The following is a 23,429-nucleotide window of genomic DNA, read 5'->3' on the forward strand; positions in this document are numbered from 1 at the left end:
CGTTATTGGGTGCTGGTTTTTTCTGCAAATAGGCGTTGATGGTGAAAATGCACTTGCACCTCTTTCTGGCTTTAGATAGTATTCACACCCGCTCCGGTCGGGTATAATAAATGTCATCATCAACATGAATTACTCCGATAACGGGTTAAAGCTTTAGCACGGGATTATCCCGCAAGGATAAAGGCAAGAATATGTACGAAGCGCTTCTTATTATTTTCCTGTTGGTAGCCATCGGTCTGGTTGGCCTGATTATGCTGCAACAAGGTAAAGGTGCTGATATGGGTGCCTCTTTTGGTGCTGGTGCATCTGCGACTTTATTTGGTTCCGGCGGTTCAGGTAACTTCATGACCCGGACTACGGCAATTTTAGCCGCGCTGTTCTTTGTTATCAGCCTAGCGCTGGGTAACCTGAGTACACATCAGGACAAAAAAGTCGGCGAGTGGGATGATTTAAGTACTCCGGTAAAAACTGAGCCAGCTAAACCTGCGCCTCAGACGCCAAGCAGCGACATCCCTCGCTAAGGGATAAAGAGTAATAAACTGGCAGGATTACCCTGTCAGATAGTTGTTATACAGTGCCGAGGTGGTGGAATTGGTAGACACGCTACCTTGAGGTGGTAGTGCCCGATTGGGCTTACGGGTTCAAGTCCCGTCTTCGGTACCAATAACAAATAAAGAGACGTCTACGGACGTCTTTTTTTATGCCTGAAATTCAGTAACCGCATGGTTTTTTCTGTCTTTTGAGGTGTTTTGAAAATTTGATTGTATATTCTGTCGCTAAAATTTTTGCATCTTACAACTGTTTTAGGTGATAACGCTTTTTATACCAGAGTGAACTGTTCTATGCCTCTGGCCTACAGATAAACCAGTGCCTCAAATAGCCGCATCGATTAAGGGGGATTTATTCAGTTTCTCCCTAAAATTCTAATGACATCATCCATCAGATGAACTTTGTCCTTAAGATACCCATATGCTAAAGCGTAGGATTTCTAATTATCAATAAAAAGAGGATATCACATGTTCCCTATAGTAAAGCTAGTCACTATAAGATAATCCTATATATGAGTTATTTCTCATTCCGCTATGTGAAGATCTATTTCCTGTCAAATAAAGATAGAGTTTATTATTGTTAATAAATATTAATTTTTCAATCCAATAAATAATCACAGATTTTTATAATGATTGAGTGTGATATTTATTTGTTTTTTATTTAATGGCTTGGTGATTGTCAATAGTCTAATGGTATTAATCTAGTGTTATATCTATTTTTATGTTCTTAAATTTTTGTATTTATAAAAAAATCATTTTTATCATACTGTTGTTTCTTGTAGCTATATCATGGTAATTAATCAAGTCAAATATAATTTAATTTTGTTTTTGATTGATTTTTCTAGTAAAAATATTTTTTTATTTATTTTTTAATTTGTGTTTTTTTGTTAATTTAATTCATGTTTTATTAGCGCAATGGAATTATTTTTAACTCATACCATAATTTATCTTATTGAGTGTGGGTGAATTATTCTCACCTGCTGAAATTTATATCTTGGGGAATGGTATGGATAACGTTAATAATTCAAGTGCTTTAATCAATAATGAAATTAATATCTTATCCAGAGAGGGTGGGAATTTTATTTCTTCAGTTAAGCTTGACTCTGCAACTCAGACTATAACATTGACAGAACCTTCAATTGTTAAGATTCATGGTGCTGTGAAAACAGTTGTTAGTTATGAGCGGCAAGGTAATGATCTTATTATACATATGATGGATGGCTCCATTGTAATATGTAAAGATTACTTTTTTGAAGTTGATGGAACTCACAGTGAATTAGTTTTTACTAATGATGCACAGGAACTTGTACATGTTACATTTCCTGAAAGTCAGGGCGTTGATGTCCTTATCCCTGAATATCAATCGATAGAGGATATTTCCCCCCTTTATCTGGTAGAGCATAGTTCAAACAATCTCTTCCCATTGGGGCTTGGCGCCTTAGCGATTCTGGGTGCAGGTGTCGCTATTGCGAATAGCAATAGTAATAGCAAGGGATTATTTATTGATCTATCGCCTGATGAACCCCAACCTCCAGCGCCGACTGTTGTCCCACTGTTTGGTGATAACGTATTGAATCTTGCTGAAAGCCAAAACGAACAGGTCATAAGCGGTACAACAGGTATAACCGGCTCCGGACAAAGTGTCACCGTGTCTATTGCTGGAAATACTTACACGGCAAATGTTGATAATAACGGTGGTTGGAATTTAGCGCTTTCGCCATCCATATTGAGTTCTCTGGCACAAGGGGAGCAGTCTGTCACGGTCGTGGCAACCAATAGTGCTGGCCTCACCGGAACAGTTACAACGGTGGTTATGGTAGATACGATTCCACCGTTGGTTACCGTTGATCCTGTGACTCAAGATAACGTGGTTAATCTGACCGAATCTAATGGCGTTATCTTAGTGACTGGAACATCGGAACCAGGGGCTCACATCTCACTCAATTATGACGAGCAGCAATATACAACTACTGTCGATGCACAAGGTGTCTGGAGTATAGAATTACCGCCAAATGCATTAAGTAATATGAGTAATGGTATTTACACATTAACGATCACAGCTACTGATTCTGCTCAAAACAGTACCAGTGTAAGCGAGTCTGTGACAATGGCGCTTATTCCTCCAGCCCCTACGCTAAACGTCCCTTTCAATGACGATATTCTAAATAGCAATGATGTGAACCGCACTCAGCGGCTTAGTGGTGTAACTAATTCTTTTGGTGAAAACCAGACGGTTGTGGTGAATATTGGTGGTTTGAATGTCAATCAGCATGCCATAACGCAACGAGACAGCAATGGTAGATGGGAAATCGTTGTTGCTCCTGAAGCGGGTGGACATACTTATGTGGCTCAAGTTGATATTAATGGAAACTGGGTATTAGATTTACCCCCAGAGGTCCTTCAACAACTTGATAATGGAACAATCACGATTACGGTTGCTGCTGCTGATGGTCTGGGAAATTATGGTATCGCACCTCAACAAAACTTCTATGTGGATACGATACCACCTACTCTGATTTTGGATCCGGTAGCAATAGATAACATTATTAACGGCCCTGAGAGTATCAATCCTTTGGTCATAACTGGAAGTTATGCCGATCTGGAAATAGGGCAACCTATCACATTAGTGTTAAACAACATCACTTACACAACTGTTGCTGATGGCAGTGGTTTGTGGAGTATCGAGATCCCATCAATAGATCTAATCGCGCTCCCTCAGGGTGAGGTAGATATTGTACTGAGCGCTAGCGATCTGGCGAGGAATAATAGTACGCAAACTAAGTCAATCGCGGTGGATACACAAATATTTTTGACGGTTGATCCCGTCGCGGGCGATGACATCATTAATGCTGCCGAAGCGAGCTCCCCGGTGGTGGTCAGTGGAACTGCAGATGCGGCTGATAGCGGTCATACGGTGACCGTGACGCTGGGAGGCACTGAATATACCACTACGGTACAAACAGGTGGCGCGTGGAGCCTCTCCATCCCATCGGCGGATATCACCGCGCTGGCGGACGGCCCTTACGACCTGAGCGTCAGCCTGACCGATGCGGCGGGTAACAGCATCACGGTTGACCATTCCATTACCCTGTCTGCGGGGGCGGCGAACCTGCCGACGCTGACGCTGTCCCCGGTCTCCGGCGACGGTTACCTGAATGCCACCGAGGCCACCTCACCGCTGACCTTAAGCGGGACGTCGACCAATGTGACGTCGGGGCAGGTGGTGACGTTGGTGTTAAACGGGGTGACTTACACCGCCACGGTGGGTATCGACGGCACGTGGAGCACCACGGTGCCGGTGGCGGATTTGGATAACATGACTGACGACAGCTATCAGGTGACCGCCACGGTGAGTGATACCGCCGGTAACCCGGCGTCGGATAGCCAGCCGTTGGTGTTAATCACCGACAGCGCCAATCTGCCAACCCTGAGCGTCAATCCGGTGACGGCGGACGACATTGTCTCGGCGACCGAGAGCCAAAGCGACCTGACGGTCAGCGGGGGCAGCACAAATCTACAAGTAGGACAGTTGGTGACGGTGACCATCAACGACATTGATTACACCGGCACGGTAGGTGCGGGCGGCAGTTGGAGCGTCACGGTACCGACCGCGGACGCTCAGGCCCTGTCCCAAGGCAGCGTAGCCATTGCGGTGAGCGCACAAGATATCGCCGGTAACCCGGCCACGGCGTCAGACAGCTTTACCGTCGACACCCTAGTCAATCTGACGGTGGGCGTGGTCGCCGGTGACGACATCATTAACGCCGCCGAAGCCGCCGCACCGGTGGTGGTGAGCGGAACGGCGGATGTGGCTGACAGCGGTCAGACCGTGACGGTCACCCTCGACGGGACCAGTTATACCACCACGGTGCAGAGCGACGGCAGTTGGAGCCTCGCCATCCCATCGGCGGATATCACCGCGCTGGCGGACGGCCCTTACGACCTGAGCGTCAGCCTGACCGATGCGGCGGGGAACAGCATTACGGTTGACCATTCCATTACCCTGTCTGCGGGGGCGGCGAACCTGCCGACGCTGACGCTGTCCCCGGTCTCCGGCGACGGTTACCTGAATGCCACCGAGGCCACCTCACCGCTGACCTTAAGCGGGACGTCGACCAATGTGACGTCGGGGCAGGTGGTGACGTTGGTGTTAAACGGGGTGACTTACACCGCCACGGTGGGTATCGACGGCACGTGGAGCACCACGGTGCCGGTGGCGGATTTGGATAACATGACTGACGACAGCTATCAGGTGACCGCCACGGTGAGTGATACCGCCGGTAACCCGGCGTCGGATAGCCAGCCGTTGGTGTTAATCACCGACAGCGCCAATCTGCCAACCCTGAGCGTCAATCCGGTGACGGCGGACGACATTGTCTCGGCGACCGAGAGCCAAAGCGACCTGACGGTCAGCGGGGGCAGCACAAATCTACAAGTAGGACAGTTGGTGACGGTGACCATCAACGACATTGATTACACCGGCACGGTAGGTGCGGGCGGCAGTTGGAGCGTCACGGTACCGACCGCGGACGCTCAGGCCCTGTCCCAAGGCAGCGTAGCCATTGCGGTGAGCGCACAAGATATCGCCGGTAACCCGGCCACGGCGTCAGACAGCTTTACCGTCGACACCCTAGTCAATCTGACGGTGGGCGTGGTCGCCGGTGACGACATCATTAACGCCGCCGAAGCCGCCGCACCGGTGGTGGTGAGCGGAACGGCGGATGTGGCTGACAGCGGTCAGACCGTGACGGTCACCCTCGACGGGACCAGTTATACCACCACGGTGCAGAGCGACGGCAGTTGGAGCCTCGCCATCCCATCGGCGGATATCACCGCGCTGGCGGACGGCCCTTACGACCTGAGCGTCAGCCTGACCGATGCGGCGGGGAACAGCATTACGGTTGACCATTCCATTACCCTGTCTGCGGGGGCGGCGAACCTGCCGACGCTGACGCTGTCCCCGGTCTCCGGCGACGGTTACCTGAATGCCACCGAGGCCACCTCACCGCTGACCTTAAGCGGGACGTCGACCAATGTGACGTCGGGGCAGGTGGTGACGTTGGTGTTAAACGGGGTGACTTACACCGCCACGGTGGGTATCGACGGCACGTGGAGCACCACGGTGCCGGTGGCGGATTTGGATAACATGACTGACGACAGCTATCAGGTGACCGCCACGGTGAGTGATACCGCCGGTAACCCGGCGTCGGATAGTCAGCCGTTGGTGTTAATCACCGACAGCGCCAATCTGCCAACCCTGAGCGTCAATCCGGTGACGGCGGACGACATTGTCTCGGCGACCGAGAGCCAAAGCGACCTGACGGTCAGCGGGGGCAGCACAAATCTACAAGTAGGACAGTCGGTGACGGTGACCATCAACGACATTGATTACACCGGCACGGTAGGTGCGGGCGGCAGTTGGAGCGTCACGGTACCGACCGCGGACGCTCAGGCCCTGTCCCAAGGCAGCATAGCCATTGCGGTGAGCGCACAAGATATCGCCGGTAACCCGGCCACGGCCTCAGACAGCTTTACCGTCGACACCTTGGTGAATCTGACGGTGGGCGTGGTCGCCGGTGACGATATCATTAACGCCGCCGAAGCCGCCGCACCCGTGGTGGTGAGCGGAACGGCGGATGTGGCTGACAGCGGTCAGACCGTGACGGTCATTCTGGATGGCACAACTTATACCACCACGGTGCAAAGCGACGGCAGTTGGAGCCTCTCCATCCCATCGGCGGATATCACCGCACTGGCGGACGGCCCTTACGACCTGAGCGTCAGCCTGACCGATGCGGCGGGGAACAGCATTACGGTTGACCATTCCATTACCCTGTCTGCGGGGGCGGCGAACCTGCCGACGCTGACGCTGTCCCCGGTCTCCGGCGACGGTTACCTGAATGCCACCGAGGCCACCTCACCGCTGACCTTAAGCGGGACGTCGACCAATGTGACGTCGGGGCAGGTGGTGACGTTGGTGTTAAACGGGGTGACTTACACCGCCACGGTGGGTATCGACGGCACGTGGAGCACCACGGTGCCGGTGGCGGATTTGGATAACATGACTGACGACAGCTATCAGGTGACCGCCACGGTGAGTGATACCGCCGGTAACCCGGCGTCGGACAGCCAGCCGTTGGTGTTAATCACCGACAGCGCCAATCTGCCAACCCTGAGCGTCAATCCGGTGACGGCGGACGACATTGTCTCGGCGACCGAGAGCCAAAGCGACCTGACGGTCAGCGGGGGCAGCACAAATCTACAAGTAGGACAGTCGGTGACGGTGACCATCAACGACATTGATTACACCGGCACGGTAGGCGCGGGCGGCAGTTGGAGCGTCACGGTACCGACCGCGGACGCTCAGGCCCTGTCCCAAGGCAGCATAGCCATTGCGGTGAGCGCACAAGATATCGCCGGTAACCCGGCCACGGCCTCAGACAGCTTTACCGTCGACACCTTGGTGAATCTGACGGTGGGCGTGGTGGCGGGGGATGACATCATTAACGCCGCCGAAGCGAGCTCCCCGGTGGTGGTGAGCGGAACGGCGGATGCGGCTGACAGCGGTCAGACCGTGACGGTCATTCTGGATGGCACAACTTATACCACCACGGTGCAGAGCGACGGCGCGTGGAGCCTCTCCATCCCATCGGCGGATATCACCGCGCTGGCGGACGGCCCTTACGACCTGAGCGTCAGCCTGACCGATGCGGCGGGAAACAGCATCACGGTTGACCATTCCATTACCCTGTCTGCGGGGGCGGCGAACCTGCCGACGCTGACGCTGTCCCCGGTCTCCGGCGATGGCTACCTGAATGCCACCGAGGCCACCTCACCGCTGACCTTAAGCGGGACGTCGACCAATGTGACGTCGGGGCAGGTGGTGACGTTGGTGTTAAACGGGGTGACTTACACCGCCACGGTGGGTATCGACGGCACGTGGAGCACCACGGTGCCGGTGGCGGATTTGGATAACATGACTGACGACAGCTATCAGGTGACCGCCACGGTGAGTGATACCGCCGGTAACCCGGCGTCGGATAGTCAGCCGTTGGTGTTAATCACCGACAGCGCCAATCTGCCAACCCTGAGCGTCAATCCGGTGACGGCGGACGACATTGTCTCGGCGACCGAGAGCCAAAGCGACCTGACGGTCAGCGGGGGCAGCACAAATCTACAAGTAGGACAGTCGGTGACGGTGACCATCAACGACATTGATTACACCGGCACGGTAGGTGCGGGCGGCAGTTGGAGCGTCACGGTACCGACCGCGGACGCTCAGGCCCTGTCCCAAGGCAGCATAGCCATTGCGGTGAGCGCACAAGATATCGCCGGTAACCCGGCCACGGCCTCAGACAGCTTTACCGTCGACACCTTGGTGAATCTGACGGTGGGCGTGGTCGCCGGTGACGATATCATTAACGCCGCCGAAGCCGCCGCACCCGTGGTGGTGAGCGGAACGGCGGATGTGGCTGACAGCGGTCAGACCGTGACGGTCATTCTGGATGGCACAACTTATACCACCACGGTGCAAAGCGACGGCAGTTGGAGCCTCTCCATCCCATCGGCGGATATCACCGCACTGGCGGACGGCCCTTACGACCTGAGCGTCAGCCTGACCGATGCGGCGGGGAACAGCATTACGGTTGACCATTCCATTACCCTGTCTGCGGGGGCGGCGAACCTGCCGACGCTGACGCTGTCCCCGGTCTCCGGCGACGGTTACCTGAATGCCACCGAGGCCACCTCACCGCTGACCTTAAGCGGGACGTCGACCAATGTGACGTCGGGGCAGGTGGTGACGTTGGTGTTAAACGGGGTGACTTACACCGCCACGGTGGGTATCGACGGCACGTGGAGCACCACGGTGCCGGTGGCGGATTTGGATAACATGACTGACGACAGCTATCAGGTGACCGCCACGGTGAGTGATACCGCCGGTAACCCGGCGTCGGACAGCCAGCCGTTGGTGTTAATCACCGACAGCGCCAATCTGCCAACCCTGAGCGTCAATCCGGTGACGGCGGACGACATTGTCTCGGCGACCGAGAGCCAAAGCGACCTGACGGTCAGCGGGGGCAGCACAAATCTACAAGTAGGACAGTCGGTGACGGTGACCATCAACGACATTGATTACACCGGCACGGTAGGCGCGGGCGGCAGTTGGAGCGTCACGGTACCGACCGCGGACGCTCAGGCCCTGTCCCAAGGCAGCATAGCCATTGCGGTGAGCGCACAAGATATCGCCGGTAACCCGGCCACGGCCTCAGACAGCTTTACCGTCGACACCTTGGTGAATCTGACGGTGGGCGTGGTGGCGGGGGATGACATCATTAACGCCGCCGAAGCGAGCTCCCCGGTGGTGGTGAGCGGAACGGCGGATGCGGCTGACAGCGGTCAGACCGTGACGGTCATTCTGGATGGCACAACTTATACCACCACGGTGCAGAGCGACGGCGCGTGGAGCCTCTCCATCCCATCGGCGGATATCACCGCGCTGGCGGACGGCCCTTACGACCTGAGCGTCAGCCTGACCGATGCGGCGGGAAACAGCATCACGGTTGACCATTCCATTACCCTGTCTGCGGGGGCGGCGAACCTGCCGACGCTGACGCTGTCCCCGGTCTCCGGCGATGGCTACCTGAATGCCACCGAGGCCACCTCACCGCTGACCTTAAGCGGGACGTCGACCAATGTGACGTCGGGGCAGGTGGTGACGTTGGTGTTAAACGGGGTGACTTACACCGCCACGGTGGGTATCGACGGCACGTGGAGCACCACGGTGCCGGTGGCGGATTTGGATAACATGACTGACGACAGCTATCAGGTGACCGCCACGGTGAGTGATACCGCCGGTAACCCGGCGTCGGATAGTCAGCCGTTGGTGTTAATCACCGACAGCGCCAATCTGCCAACCCTGAGCGTCAATCCGGTGACGGCGGACGACATTGTCTCGGCGACCGAGAGCCAAAGCGACCTGACGGTCAGCGGGGGCAGCACAAATCTACAAGTAGGACAGTCGGTGACGGTGACCATCAACGACATTGATTACACCGGCACGGTAGGTGCGGGCGGCAGTTGGAGCGTCACGGTACCGACCGCGGACGCTCAGGCCCTGTCCCAAGGCAGCATAGCCATTGCGGTGAGCGCACAAGATATCGCCGGTAACCCGGCCACGGCCTCAGACAGCTTTACCGTCGACACCTTGGTGAATCTGACGGTGGGCGTGGTGGCGGGGGATGACATCATTAACGCCGCCGAAGCGAGCTCCCCGGTGGTGGTGAGCGGAACGGCGGATGCGGCTGACAGCGGTCAGACCGTGACGGTTATCCTCGACGGGACCAGTTATACCACCACGGTGCAAAGCGACGGCGCGTGGAGCCTCTCCATCCCATCGGCGGATATCACCGCACTGGCGGACGGCCCTTACGACCTGAGCGTCAGCCTGACCGATGCGGCGGGGAACAGCATCACGGTTGACCATTCCATTACCCTGTCTGCGGGGGCGGCGAACCTGCCGACGCTGACGCTGTCCCCGGTCTCCGGCGACGGTTACCTGAATGCCACCGAGGCCACCTCACCGCTGACCTTAAGCGGGACGTCGACCAATGTGACGTCGGGGCAGGTGGTGACGTTGGTGTTAAACGGGGTGACTTACACCGCCACGGTAGGTATCGACGGCACGTGGAGCACCACGGTGCCGGTGGCGGATTTGGATAACATGACTGACGACAGCTATCAGGTGACCGCCACGGTGAGTGATACCGCCGGTAACCCGGCGTCGGATAGTCAGCCGTTGGTGTTAATCACCGACAGCGCCAATCTGCCAACCCTGAGCGTCAATCCGGTGACGGCGGACGACATTGTCTCGGCGACCGAGAGCCAAAGCGACCTGACGGTCAGCGGGGGCAGCACAAATCTACAAGTAGGACAGTTGGTGACGGTGACCATCAACGACATTGATTACACCGGCACGGTAGGCGCAGGCGGCAGTTGGAGCGTGACGGTACCGACCGCGGACGCTCAGGCCCTGTCCCAAGGCAGCGTAGCCATTGCGGTGAGCGCACAAGATATCGCCGGTAACCCGGCCACGGCGTCAGACAGCTTTACCGTCGACACCTTGGTGAATCTGACGGTGGGCGTCGTCGCCGGTGACGACATTATTAACGCCGCCGAAGCCGCCGCACCCGTGGTGGTGAGCGGAACGGCGGATGTGGCTGACAGCGGTCAGACCGTGACGGTCATTCTGGATGGCACAACTTATACCACCACGGTGCAGAGCGACGGCGCGTGGAGCCTCTCCATCCCATCGGCGGATATCACCGCGCTGGCGGATGGCCCTTACGACCTGAGCGTCAGCCTGACCGATGCGGCGGGGAACAGCATCACGGTTGACCATTCCATTACCCTGTCTGCGGGGGCGGCGAACCTGCCGACGCTGACGCTGACCCCGGTCTCCGGCGATGGCTACCTGAATGCCACCGAGGCCACCTCACCGCTGACCTTAAGCGGGACGTCGACCAATGTGACGTCAGGGCAGGTGGTGACGTTGGTGTTAAACGGGGTGACTTACACCGCCACGGTAGGTATCGACGGCACGTGGAGCACCACGGTGCCGGTGGCGGATTTGGATAACATGACTGACGACAGCTATCAGGTGACCGCCACGGTGAGTGATACCGCCGGTAACCCGGCGTCGGATAGTCAGCCGTTGGTGTTAATCACCGACAGCGCCAATCTGCCAACCCTGAGCGTCAATCCGGTGACGGCGGACGACATTGTCTCGGCGACCGAGAGCCAAAGCGACCTGACGGTCAGCGGGGGCAGCACAAATCTACAAGTAGGACAGTTGGTGACGGTGACCATCAACGACATTGATTACACCGGCACGGTAGGCGCGGGCGGCAGTTGGAGCGTGACGGTACCGACCGCGGACGCTCAGGCCCTGTCCCAAGGCAGCATAGCCATTGCGGTGAGCGCACAAGATATCGCCGGTAACCCGGCCACGGCGTCAGACAGCTTTACCGTCGACACCCTAGTCAATCTGACGGTGGGCGTCGTGGCGGGGGATGACATTATTAATACTATCGAGGCAGGAGCGCCAGTGGTAGTCAGTGGGACGGCGGATGCGGCCGACAGCGGCCAAACGGTGACGGTTATCCTCGACGGGACCAGTTATACCACCACGGTGCAAAGCGACGGCGCGTGGAGCCTCTCCATCCCATCGGCGGATATCACCGCACTGGCGGACGGCCCTTACGACCTGAGCGTCAGCCTGACCGATGCGGCGGGGAACAGCATTACTGTGGACCATAGCATCACGGTAGATGTGCACACTAATCTGCCTACCATAACTATCAATGCGCTTACTGGTGATAACTATATTAATGCGCAGGAAATCACCCAAGCGATGACCGTCACGGGAAATACGACTAACGTTGAAGAAGGTCAGATGGTTATGATTAACCTTAATGGCCAGAATTATACGGGAACGGTACAGGAAGACGGATCTTGGAGCCTAGTGGTACCCGCAGAGGATATGGGGGCCTTATTGGATAGGGAATATACGATAACAGGTAGCGTCTCGGATGTGAGTGGTAATTCGGTAACTATCCTTGGAGGACTGACTGTAGATACTCAGATTGCGCTGAATATTAATACAGTCGCCGGGGATGATATTATTGATAATACTGAGGCTGCCTTGCCTGTGACCATCAACGGAACAGCCTCGCCAGAGGATATCAATATTATTGTCACGGTGACACTCAATGGTGTGGAATATACCACCGCTATACTAACTGGCGGTATCTGGAGTCTGGACATTCCAGCAGCTGATATTCAGGCTCTTCCCGATGGCCCTTATACCTTGACAGCCGCCTATATCGATGGTGCCTTAAATAGCATTTCAGTTAGTCACAATATTACCATTGATGCATCAGCACCTCTCTCGCTAACCATTAATGATATTAGTGATAATAACTATATAAACTCCTTTGAAATTAATCAGGATTTATTGATTAGTGGTACGTCTACTGGCGTAGCGGCAGGTCGAACCGTAACGGTTACTTTCAACAATCTTGATTACACGGCTATCGTTCAAACCGATGGTAGTTGGAGTTTGAGTGTCCCTGCACTTTCAGTGGGCGCAACCCCGGATAATGTTTATGTTGTTTCGGCAAGTGTTACCAATACCAGCGGTACTGAAGCGACGGCTGAACATGTTGTCATTGTGGATACTTATATAGCGTTAACGATTGAGCCGATAACGGGAGATGACATCGTTAACGCCGCCGAGCTTACGGGGCCAGTAAGGATTTTCGGTATCGCTTCCGGGGATGATGTCAGCTCAGTGATCACGCTGACTATGGGTACTTTTTCTTATACTATCAATCCAAATCTTAGTGGTGCCTGGAGTTTTGAAATTCCGGCTGCTGATTTAGTCAGTCTTGGCGCTGGAAATTTTAACTTACATGCCACAATGGGCGATTTATCCGGTAATGTAATAGCAATTGACCATCCCTTCACGATTAGCACCAGTACTCCGGCATTAGCCATTGATGCGATTACCGGAGATGATTATATCAATGCACTGGAAGCCAACTCCCCTATCGCGATAGGGGGGAGTACCGTTGGGATAGAGGCGGGCCAGATAGTAACCATTACGCTGAATGGCATTTCTTATACAGCCACCGTAGGATCAGACGGTAGTTGGAGTACGAATGTTCCAGTCGGGGATATACAAGCCTTGCCCGATAATGCCTATTCGATAACGGGTACAGTCAGTACGGTTGGTGGCAATGATGCTGATACCAGCAGAGTGTTGACGTTTATGACTGAAACGGTAAACCAGCCAACGCTGAGCATTAATTCGGTGACGGCAGATAACACCCTTAGCGCCAATGAAATTACTACCGATTTAGTTATTACGGGAAGTAGTACTCATATTCATCCTGGGCTGAGTATTGTTGTGACGTTAAACGGCGATACTTATTCAGGACAGGTAGGTAGTAACGGTAATTGGCAGATAACAGTACCCGTAGCTGCTTTGGAAGCCTTACCACAAGGAAGTGTGTCTTTGGAGGTGACGTCACACGATCTAGCGGGAAACTCTGCCACTCAAAGTAGTAATTTTACCGTTGATACTGAAGCTGCGAGATTATCGACCTTATTTTCACTGATGACAACCGAACAGAATATTGATGGTTATCATTCCCATACTGATTCTCAAATGGTTGATGAAAATATGACGGGTAGTGTCAGTGGCATAAATAGTCCGATATTTAGTTATCCTCTTATTGATCTGATTGAGCCAACGCAAACTGGCTCACAAATAAATCATTCAGCTAACAATGCTGAGTCACAAGGACTAGAACACCATTTGCCTGAGCATTTCGAAGACAAAGATGGTCAACATAGCGTTCTTCTGATCTCTGCTGAAGATGAAGATAGTGGTTATATCACATTATTTAATTCGCCAGAGGAAATCAGGAATGCCAACGTGCAGCATACTTATGCAATGGAGAGCCAATCTTTTGATGTATACCATAGTGTATCACTGGGGTTGGATAATACTTTAACTCAAGAAAACATATACATGTAAATAGGTTAACTAATATTAGCGGTAAGTGTTCTATTGGTAATAAATTTGAACAATGCCAGTTATCGTTACCGCTTTTACTGCTCTACAAAAAGAGGACACATATTGTGTCCTCTCAGATTGATGACAAAGTCTGATGGTGCCGTTAGCGTATTGCTCATTAAAACAAAACGTCCCGAAAATACGCGGGACGTTAATTATTTAATATTTCTGCGTGGTGTTATTGATCAATTTGATAATTCGGCAAATTTGGTTCGAATTTCTTCTTCAGGTAAATCAATACCAATGAATACCATGGTGCTTTTTTGTTCTTCATCTGGAAGCCACTCACGATCCCAATCGGCATTATACAGGCGTTGTACACCCTGAAATAGTAGACGGCGCGGCTCGTCTTTTATCAACAGAATTCCCTTATAACGCAGTAAATTGTCGGCAAATTTCACCAGAAGGTTTTCCATGACCTCTGATATTTGCATCAGTTCTATCGGTTGGTCGTGATAGATCACGATTGACTGAATATTATTTTGCGGTTGAGGAATGCGGCGAAAGATCGGTGTTGGTGCAGTAACATTCATTTTGTCATTAAGCACAAAGCCTTCGATATCGAATAATACACTGAGGTCGATATTGCCATGCGTCACTTTATGAATGGGGGCACGAGCGTTCATTAACTGTAGCCGTTGGATTAGCGCTTCGTTATCGGGCGCAACATCGGTTTTGGTCAGCAAAATGCGATCGGCATAGCCGACTTGTGCTTGTGAGATAGTAAACTGGTTCAGTTGCTGGTCAGCATGTACGGCATCGACTAATGTGAGAATGCCATCTAACAGAAAACGTTGGCAAATAAGCTCATGGGCAAAAAAGGCTTGAGTAATAGGACCTGGGTCGGCCATACCGGTGCATTCAATAACCAACCGGTCAAATTCCAACTGGTTTTTATCCACGCCATCTAATAGGTCCAGCAGGGCGTCTTCCAGTTCATTTGATTTACTGCAACAGATGCAGCCGTTGCTGAGGGTGGTGATGCGACTGGCCCGATCGCCAATGATGGTATTGTCTATCGGTACTTCACCAAATTCATTTTCAATAACGGCAATTTTGTAACCGTGATTTTCATTCAGAATATGGCGTAACAGTGTGGTTTTACCTGCACCCAAAAAGCCTGTCAGGATAGTGACTGCAATGGGTTTCATATTGAATCCTCAATGTTGATTAGCAGCAGCGCATTCCACCTTTACCGTCAGCACCGTAGCGGGCATCTTGACGTTCGCGGAAAAACTCTTCATAAGTCATCGGCGTTTGGTCCGGGTGAGTGAGCTTTATATGTTGAACATAATTATCATAGTCAGGCACACCGATTAACATACGCGCGGCTTGCCCCAGATATTTACCAGCTTGACCGAGATTTCCAAACATTTTGTTCTCCAGGAAAATACGCTACAGAGATTATCAGTAAACCTGATGGATAATGGGCGCAGTATTTGCTGCGCCCATGAGTATCAGATCTTAAGTTGTCTTGAATACGACATCATACACATGATGTCGCGTATCCACGACGCATATTAATGGTGCGAAGAAATCTGAATGCCGCCTTCAGGAACTGGCACAAAAGGCGTTTCCTGGTCGGTACGTTCTGATTTTTTATGTGCAGCCATCGCAGTTTTGATACCGTAGAAAATGATGCTGTAAACCACTAACAGGAACAGGATGCTTAAACCAGCGTTAGTGTAGTTGTTGACTACAATGTGGTTCATGTTAGCAATCTGTTGTGCAGTCAGGTTAGCGCCACCATCAGCGATCTTCTGCTTATAGTTGTTAGCCTGGAAGAAGAAGCCTTCTAACTGTGGATTGTTGCTCAGCAGTTTTAGACCCAGTGCATAAGTGGTACAGATTAACAGCCAAATAGCTGGAATCACAGTAACCCAAATGTACTTGGCACGCTTCATCTTAATCAGTACAACGGTACTCAGAACCAGAGCAACAGCAGCTAACATCTGGTTGGAGATACCGAACAGAGGCCACAGGCTCTTAACGCCGCCTAATGGATCCACTACGCCTTGATACAGTAAGTAACCCCAAAGACCAACACAACCCGCTGTACCGACGATACCGGCAATCAGAGAATCCGTTTTCTTCAGGAATGGTACAAAGTTACCCAGCAGGTCTTGCAGCATGAAGCGGCCAGAACGCGTACCGGCATCCAGAGCAGTCAGGATGAACAGTGCTTCAAACAGAATACCAAAGTGGTACCAGAAGCCCATGTTTGCAGCAGGGATGATCTGATGGAATACGTGTGCAATACCAACAGCTAATGTTGGAGCACCACCCGCACGGTTCAGTACTGAAGGTTCACCGATATCTTTAGCAGTTTGCAGGATTTGATCAGGACTAATGACAAAACCCCAAGAGCTAACGGTAGCCGCAGCATGGGTAGTTACGTCACGCAGTGACTCCATGATCATTGGCGCATCTGAAGTACCCAATCTGTGCAGGTCTGGCATGGTGATGCCTAACGCTGCTGGCGGGGTATTCATTGCAAAGTACAGACCTGGCTCGATAATAGAAGCCGCGATCAGAGCCATGATAGCTACGAAAGATTCCATCAGCATTGCACCGTAACCGATAAAGCGAGAGTCGGTTTCGCAAGCCAGCAGTTTTGGTGTAGTACCAGAAGAAATCAGTGCGTGGAAGCCAGAAACAGCACCACAGGCAATAGTAATAAACAGGAATGGGAACAGTGAACCTTTCCAAACTGGACCTGTACCGTCAACGAACTGCGTTACTGCAGGCATTTTCAGGTCTGGGTTCAGGATCACGATACCAATTGCTAAACCAACGATAACGCCGATTTTCAGGAAGGTCGCCAGATAATCGCGTGGTGCCAGAATCAACCATACAGGCAGTAAGGCAGAAATAAAGGCATAACCAATCAGCGTATAGGTAATAGTGGTGTCTTTAAATGTCAGAGCAGGGCCCCAGTATGGGTCATGGGCAATAACGCCACCGAACCAGATGGATGCAACTAACAGAATGATACCGATAACCGAAATTTCGCCCACACGACCTGGGCGTAAGAAGCGCATGTAAACACCCATAAACAGCGCGATCGGTACAGTAGAACATACGGTGAACACACCCCATGGGCTTTCGGCCAAGGCTTTAACAACGATAAGAGCCAGTACCGCCAAAATGATGATCATAATCAGGAAGCAGCCAAACAGCGCGATAGTTCCCGGAACCGGGCCCATTTCCTTTTTAATGATCTCACCCAGAGAAGCACCATTACGGCGTGAGGAGATAAACAGTACCATGAAGTCTTGTACTGCACCTGCTAATACCACACCGGCGAGTAGCCATAGGGTACCAGGCAGATAACCAACTTGTGCAGCTAATACAGGACCAACTAAAGGACCCGCACCAGCGATAGCAGCAAAGTGGTGACCAAACAGGACTTTCTTGTTAGTTGGTACATAGTTCAGACCGTCATTATTGATGACGGCTGGTGTTGCACGATTTGGGTTCAATTGCATCACTTTAGAAGCGATGTAAAGGCTGTAGTAGCGGTATGCCACCAGATAAACCGATACCGAAGCAACGATAATCCACAGGGCACTGATGTGCTCACCACGGCGCAGGGCAACTACGCCCAAGCAAGATGCACCGAGTATTGCCAACAATATCCATGGGATATGTTTTAATATTCCCTCTCTTTTCATGAGGTATCCTTTCTTCCTAATCTGTAATAAATTGAGTAATTAGCCCGGTTATATGTCGTTTTAAGCAAATCGTTGCCTGCTCCGGACAAACGTCCTTTCCACCCTCATGATGATAAATAAGGGGGGAATATACTAGTGACGGCTCATTATCATTGCGCGCGTCAAGGGAGAACATCCCAATTTGAGTCAGCGGTTTGATCTACAGGCTAAGCGGTTAAAATCGCATGGTGAGTGGTTGAGTGTTCAGCCTACCGGTAGAGCGGCGGTGGTTGATTAATCAAATAGCGTGTTTTCTTGTTGTGTGGCTTATTCTGAACATTTTGAGAATGAATACGGTGATGTACCAATGGATAAAATTTTGATTTCTTCCAGCGGAGTCCGTATTATCAGCGTATCTGAGGTGTTTATATTGTCATTAAGTTATCGTATGCAAATATAAAAGATGCAGTAATTGGATTTAGACAGGCGAGGCTGGTTAATGTTTATTATTAGCCAATTGCATTAGTATTTAAGGCCTGTCCCATAAGCATTACCTTTTGAACATTTGCGTTTTGCAGGTGGTTAGCGTATTATACGCATCGTTCGGACGCGGGGTGGAGCAGCCTGGTAGCTCGTCGGGCTCATAACCCGAAGGTCGTCGGTTCAAATCCGGCCCCCGCAACCATTTTCCCTAGTTTATTTTCAAATAGAGCAGCGGCAGATTGTTGCGGCTGTTTATTCGAAAAGATACTCACTGTGTTAGTGGCTCAATCGCTTTCTCAGTAACAGGGTCCAGTTGCAAAAGCCCCGACTTATCGGGGTTTTTTGTTATTAGACAGCAGAATCACTGGGCTTTATGCCCTTTTTTTATGTCTTGGGGGTGGGGTTGGCCACGCTAGAGCAGAAGTTGACAGAGTTGATAAGCGCACCGGTAGAAGCATTAGGCTTTGAACTGGTTGGAATTGAGTTCATCCGTGGGCGTCAATCGACACTGCGTATCTACATTGACAGTGAAAACGGTATTAATGTTGATGATTGCGCCGATGTCAGTCATCAGGTCAGTGCGGTGTTGGATGTTGAAGATCCAATTACCACGGCCTATAACCTGGAGGTATCGTCTCCGGGCCTAGAAAGACCGTTATTCACAACAGCTCACTATGAGCGCTTTATCAATGAAGACGTATCCCTGACTTTACGCATGGGTGTACAAAACCGTCGTAGATGGGCAGGCAAGATTAAATCCGTCGAGGGTGAAATGATAACTCTTGATGTGGAAGGTAAAGATGAAGTATTCGCGCTGAGCAATATTCAGAAAGCGAATCTGGTCCCCCACTTTTAGAGCTCATATGAGGCAACTAGATGAATAAAGAGATTCTGGCTGTTGTTGAAGCGGTTTCTAATGAAAAGGCGCTTCCTCGTGAGAAAATTTTCGAGGCGCTAGAAACAGCTCTGGCAACAGCAACTAAGAAAAAGTATGAGCAAGAAATTGACGTACGCGTAAGTATCGATCACCGTTCCGGCGATTTTGATACTTTCCGTCGCTGGATGGTGGTTGAAACCGTTACTCTGCCAACGCGTGAAATTACGTTAGATGCTGCTCGTCTTGATGAACCTGAAATTCAGGTTGGCGATTACGTTGAAGATCAAATTGAATCGGTAACGTTTGACCGTATCACAACCCAGACCGCGAAGCAGGTTATCGTACAAAAAGTACGTGAAGCTGAGCGCGCTATGGTTGTTGAACAATTCCGTGAGTATGAAGGCGAAATTGTTACTGGCGTAGCTAAAAAAGTTAACCGTGATAGTATCATTCTTGATTTAGGTAACAACGCAGAAGCCGTTATCGGTCGTGAAGATATGTTACCGCGCGAAAACTTCCGCCCTGGTGACCGCGTTCGTGGCGTACTGTATATCGTTCGCCCGGAAGCCCGTGGTGCTCAGCTATTTATCAGCCGTTCACGCCCGGAAATGCTGATCGAACTGTTCCGCATTGAAGTACCGGAAATTGGCGAAGAAGTTATCGAGATTAAAGCAGCCGCCCGTGACCCAGGTTCTCGTGCGAAAATCGCAGTGAAAACCAACGATAAGCGTATCGACCCAGTTGGTGCTTGTGTTGGTATGCGCGGTGCACGTGTACAAGCCGTTTCAGGTGAACTGGGCGGTGAGCGTATTGATATCGTGCTATGGGATGATAATCCAGCACAGTTTGTGATTAATGCGATGGCCCCCGCAGACGTGGCCTCTATCGTTGTTGACGAAGATAGACATACCATGGATATCGCTGTAGAAGCCGGTAATTTGGCTCAGGCGATTGGTCGTAACGGTCAAAACGTTCGTCTTGCTGCTCAGCTAACTGGCTGGGAGCTGAACGTGATGACAACCGAAGAGTTACATGCAAAACATCAGGCAGAAACGTACGCTGCGATTGATGCCTTTACCAAGTATCTGGATATCGATGAAGATTTCGCCACGCTACTGGTACAGGAAGGTTTCTCATCTCTGGAAGAGTTGGCCTATGTGCCGGTGAAAGAGCTGTTAGAAATTGACGGTCTGGATGAAGACACCATTGAAGCGTTACGTACCCGTGCTAAAAATGCGTTAACGACGCTGGCATTAGCGCAGGAAGAGAGCCTTGGCGACAACAAGCCGGCAGAAGATTTATTAAGTCTGCCTAATCTTGATCGTTCTATGGCGTACAAATTGGCTGCGAAAGGCGTTTGTACGTTAGAAGACCTTGCAGAGCAAGGTGTTGACGATTTGACAGATATTGATGGCCTGACCAGCGAGAAAGCTGGCGAGTTAATTATGGCCGCACGCAATATTTGTTGGTTTGGCGATCAAGAGTAATCACTGTAGCAGGAAGGAACAGCATGTCAGAAGTAACCGTAAAATCGCTGGCCGAAGAGATTCAAACTCCGGTAGACCGCCTGTTGCAGCAGTTTGCTGATGCAGGTATTAAAAAGTCTGTATCGGACTCTGTTACCCAGCAGGAAAAAGAAGCTTTGCTGGCGCACCTTAATCATGAACATGGTGGTGCACCAAGTAAACTTACGTTGCAGCGTAAAACCCATAGTACACTGAGTATTCCAAGTACCGGTGGTAAGAGTAAGTCTGTCCCGATTGAAGTACGTAAAAAACGGACTTATGTAAACCGCGACTCACAAGAAGCTCAGGAAGCAGAAGCACAGGCTGCACGCGAAGCGGAAGAATTAGCCCAACGCGAAGCAGAAGAGAAAGCCAAACGCGCTGCAGAAGAGCAGGCGAAACGCGAAGCGGAAGAGAAAGCCAAGCGTGACGCTGCTGCTAAGAAAGCGGCTGAAGAGAAAGCTAAAGTGGCGACAACAGCGAATAAATCTGCAGAAAAGGCTGAAAAACCAGCCCAGACGGAAAAAGCCCGTCGTGAAGCAGAAGCGGCAGAACTGAAGCGTAAAGCTGAAGAAGAGATGCAGCGCAAGGTTGAAGAAGATGCCAAACGCGTAGCGGAAGAAGCTCGCAAAATGGCAGAAGAGAATGAAGGTCGTTGGGCATCTGAATCGCAAGCAGAAGAGGTCGTAGAAGATTATCACGTCACTACATCTCACCATGCTCGTGAAGCCGAAGATGAGAACGATCGTAAAGTGGAAGGCGAACGTCGCGCTCGCGGTGGTAAATCAGGCAAGCCGAAGAAAGGGAATAAACTCTCTGAATCGAAAGCCGACCGTGAAGAGGCTCGCGCCGTTACCCGTGGTGGTAAAGGTAAGCGTAAGCCAAGCACATTACAACACAGCTTTAATAAACCGGCTCAGGTAGTAAACCGTGACGTAGTGATTGGTGAAACCATCACCGTTGCTGAGTTGGCAAACAAAATGGCAGTTAAAGGTTCTCAGGTTATTAAAACCATGATGAAACTGGGTGCCATGGCGACCATCAATCAGGTTATCGATCAGGAAACAGCCCAGCTGGTTGCTGAAGAGATGGGCCACAAAGTTATCCTGCGTCGTGAAAACGAGCTTGAAGAAGCGCTGATGAGCGACCGTGATACCAATGCAGCATTGGAGCCACGTGCACCGGTTGTTACCATCATGGGTCACGTAGACCACGGTAAAACATCCCTGCTGGACTATATCCGTTCAACTAAGGTGGCATCCGGCGAAGCGGGTGGTATTACCCAGCATATCGGTGCTTACCACGTTGAAACTGAAAACGGCATGATCACCTTCCTGGATACCCCAGGACACGCCGCATTTACCTCAATGCGTGCTCGTGGTGCTCAGGCAACGGATATCGTTGTTCTAGTGGTTGCGGCAGATGATGGCGTGATGCCACAGACTATCGAAGCTATTCAGCATGCTAAAGCGGCGAAAGTTCCTTTAGTGGTTGCAGTGAACAAGATCGATAAGCCAGAAGCCGATATGGATCGAGTCAAGCAAGAACTGTCTCAGCACAACGTTCTGCCTGAAGAGTGGGGCGGCGACACTCAGTTCATTCCTGTTTCTGCGAAAGTCGGTACCGGTATTGATGAGCTGCTGAATGCGATTCTGTTGCAGGCTGAAGTTCTGGAGCTGAAATCAGTACGTGAAGGCATGGCTAGTGGCGTGGTGATTGAATCATTCCTAGATAAAGGTCGTGGCCCTGTGGCAACGGTTCTGGTTCAGGAAGGTACACTGCGTAAAGGCGATATCGTTCTGTGTGGTTTCGAATATGGCCGCGTTCGCGCAATGCGTGATGAAGTGGGTCGTGAAATCAGTGAAGCTGGCCCATCTATTCCAGTAGAAATTCTGGGGCTGTCAGCGGTTCCTGCTGCCGGTGATGAAGCGACTGTGGTTCGTGATGAGAAGAAAGCGCGTGAAGTAGCTTTATATCGTCAGGGTAAATACCGCGAAGTGAAACTGGCTCGTCAGCAGAAGTCTAAACTGGAAAACATGTTTGCTAACATGGAAGAAGGTGATGTTTCTGAACTGAATATCGTTCTGAAAGCGGACGTTCAGGGTTCTACTGAAGCGATTTGTGAATCACTGTTGAACCTGTCTACTGATGAAGTGAAAGTGAAGATCGTTGGTTCAGGCGTCGGTGGTATTACTGAAACTGATGCTACTTTGGCTGCCGCGTCTAACGCAATCATTTTAGGCTTCAACGTGCGTGCTGATGCCTCTGCGCGTAAAGTAGTAGAAGCGGAAAGTTTGGATCTGCGTTACTACTCGGTTATTTATGACCTGATTGGCGAAGTGAAACAAGCCATGAGCGGTATGCTAGCGCCTGAATATAAACAGCAGATCATTGGTCTGGCTGAAGTGCGTGACGTATTCCGTTCACCGAAGTTTGGTTCCATCGCTGGTTGTATGGTGACTGAAGGTATTGTTAAACGTCATAACCCAATCCGCGTACTGCGTGACAACGTGGTTATCTATGAAGGCGAACTGGAATCCCTGCGTCGCTTTAAAGATGATGCCAGTGAAGTACGTAACGGTATGGAATGTGGTATCGGCGTGAAGAACTACAATGACGTTCGCGTTGGCGACCTGATTGAAGTGTTTGAAGTTATCGAGATTAAGCGGACTATCGCTTAATATCTATGGCTTAAAGTAGTATCCATTTGGGGGGCCTGGCGCC

The 23,429-nt window shown here is 51.3% G+C and carries 8 protein-coding genes and 2 tRNA genes; 7 read left to right on the forward strand and 3 right to left on the reverse strand.

The features are described 5' to 3' along the window. The first annotated feature begins 191 nt into the window (after positions 1-191). From secG to HYN51_RS01890, 3 genes are all read left to right on the forward strand, one after another. On the forward strand, positions 192-521 hold the full coding sequence (gene secG / locus HYN51_RS01880; RefSeq protein ID WP_108901288.1) for a preprotein translocase subunit SecG: 330 nt from the start codon (positions 192-194) through the stop codon (positions 519-521). Between the two features lie 55 nt (positions 522-576). Then, a tRNA-Leu gene (locus tag HYN51_RS01885) sits at positions 577-663 on the forward strand. A gap of 891 nt (positions 664-1,554) precedes the next feature. Continuing rightward, entirely contained in the window at positions 1,555-14,148 is a 12,594-nt protein-coding gene (locus tag HYN51_RS01890) for an Ig-like domain-containing protein (RefSeq protein WP_157952954.1), read from the forward strand. A 224-nt stretch (positions 14,149-14,372) separates the two neighbouring features. Here HYN51_RS01890 and yjiA read toward each other — a convergent pair whose 3' ends face one another. The 3 genes from yjiA to HYN51_RS01905 form a co-directional block, all read right to left on the reverse strand. After that, positions 14,373-15,338, reverse strand: coding sequence for a GTPase (gene yjiA, locus HYN51_RS01895; RefSeq protein ID WP_108901290.1), 966 nt, complete (start codon positions 15,336-15,338; stop codon positions 14,373-14,375). Between the two features lie 19 nt (positions 15,339-15,357). Further along, entirely contained in the window at positions 15,358-15,561 is a 204-nt protein-coding gene (locus HYN51_RS01900; RefSeq protein WP_108901291.1) for a YbdD/YjiX family protein, read from the reverse strand. A gap of 146 nt (positions 15,562-15,707) precedes the next feature. Then, positions 15,708-17,861 carry a carbon starvation CstA family protein gene (locus HYN51_RS01905; protein WP_108901292.1) on the reverse strand — a complete coding sequence of 718 codons (2,154 nt, stop codon included), beginning with the start codon at positions 17,859-17,861 and terminating at the stop codon, positions 15,708-15,710. A gap of 587 nt (positions 17,862-18,448) precedes the next feature. On the opposite strand from HYN51_RS01905, the gene HYN51_RS01910 reads away from it, so the two are divergent. The 4 genes from HYN51_RS01910 to infB all read left to right on the forward strand — a co-directional run bounded on the left by HYN51_RS01910 (position 18,449) and on the right by infB (position 23,386). Next, positions 18,449-18,525, forward strand: a tRNA-Met gene (locus tag HYN51_RS01910). A gap of 201 nt (positions 18,526-18,726) precedes the next feature. Continuing rightward, entirely contained in the window at positions 18,727-19,179 is a 453-nt protein-coding gene (rimP, locus tag HYN51_RS01915) for a ribosome maturation factor RimP (protein ID WP_157953063.1), read from the forward strand. A gap of 20 nt (positions 19,180-19,199) precedes the next feature. Next, positions 19,200-20,687, forward strand: a complete 1,488-nt coding sequence (gene nusA / locus HYN51_RS01920; RefSeq protein ID WP_108901294.1) for a transcription termination factor NusA — start codon at positions 19,200-19,202, stop codon at positions 20,685-20,687. Positions 20,688-20,710: 23 nt separating this feature from the next. Then, the gene (gene infB / locus HYN51_RS01925) at positions 20,711-23,386 is read left to right on the forward strand and encodes a translation initiation factor IF-2 (protein ID WP_108901295.1); all 2,676 of its coding nucleotides are present in this window, start codon (positions 20,711-20,713) and stop codon (positions 23,384-23,386) included. The last annotated feature ends 43 nt before the right edge of the window (positions 23,387-23,429 follow it).

It is taken from the genome of Limnobaculum parvum, assembly GCF_003096015.2.
GTDB lineage: Bacteria > Pseudomonadota > Gammaproteobacteria > Enterobacterales > Enterobacteriaceae > Limnobaculum > Limnobaculum parvum.

Excerpts from the sequence above, each read along its gene's own strand:
- yjiA (WP_108901290.1), bottom strand. The coding sequence starts at position 15,338 with ATGAAACCCATTGCAGTCACTATCCTGACAGGCTTTTTGGGTGCAGGT.
- HYN51_RS01900 (WP_108901291.1), bottom strand. The coding sequence starts at position 15,561 with ATGTTTGGAAATCTCGGTCAAGCTGGTAAATATCTGGGGCAAGCCGCG.
- nusA (WP_108901294.1), top strand. The coding sequence starts at position 19,200 with ATGAATAAAGAGATTCTGGCTGTTGTTGAAGCGGTTTCTAATGAAAAG.
- HYN51_RS01890 (WP_157952954.1), top strand. The coding sequence starts at position 1,555 with ATGGATAACGTTAATAATTCAAGTGCTTTAATCAATAATGAAATTAAT.
- secG (WP_108901288.1), top strand. The coding sequence starts at position 192 with ATGTACGAAGCGCTTCTTATTATTTTCCTGTTGGTAGCCATCGGTCTG.
- infB (WP_108901295.1), top strand. The coding sequence starts at position 20,711 with ATGTCAGAAGTAACCGTAAAATCGCTGGCCGAAGAGATTCAAACTCCG.
- HYN51_RS01905 (WP_108901292.1), bottom strand. The coding sequence starts at position 17,861 with ATGAAAAGAGAGGGAATATTAAAACATATCCCATGGATATTGTTGGCA.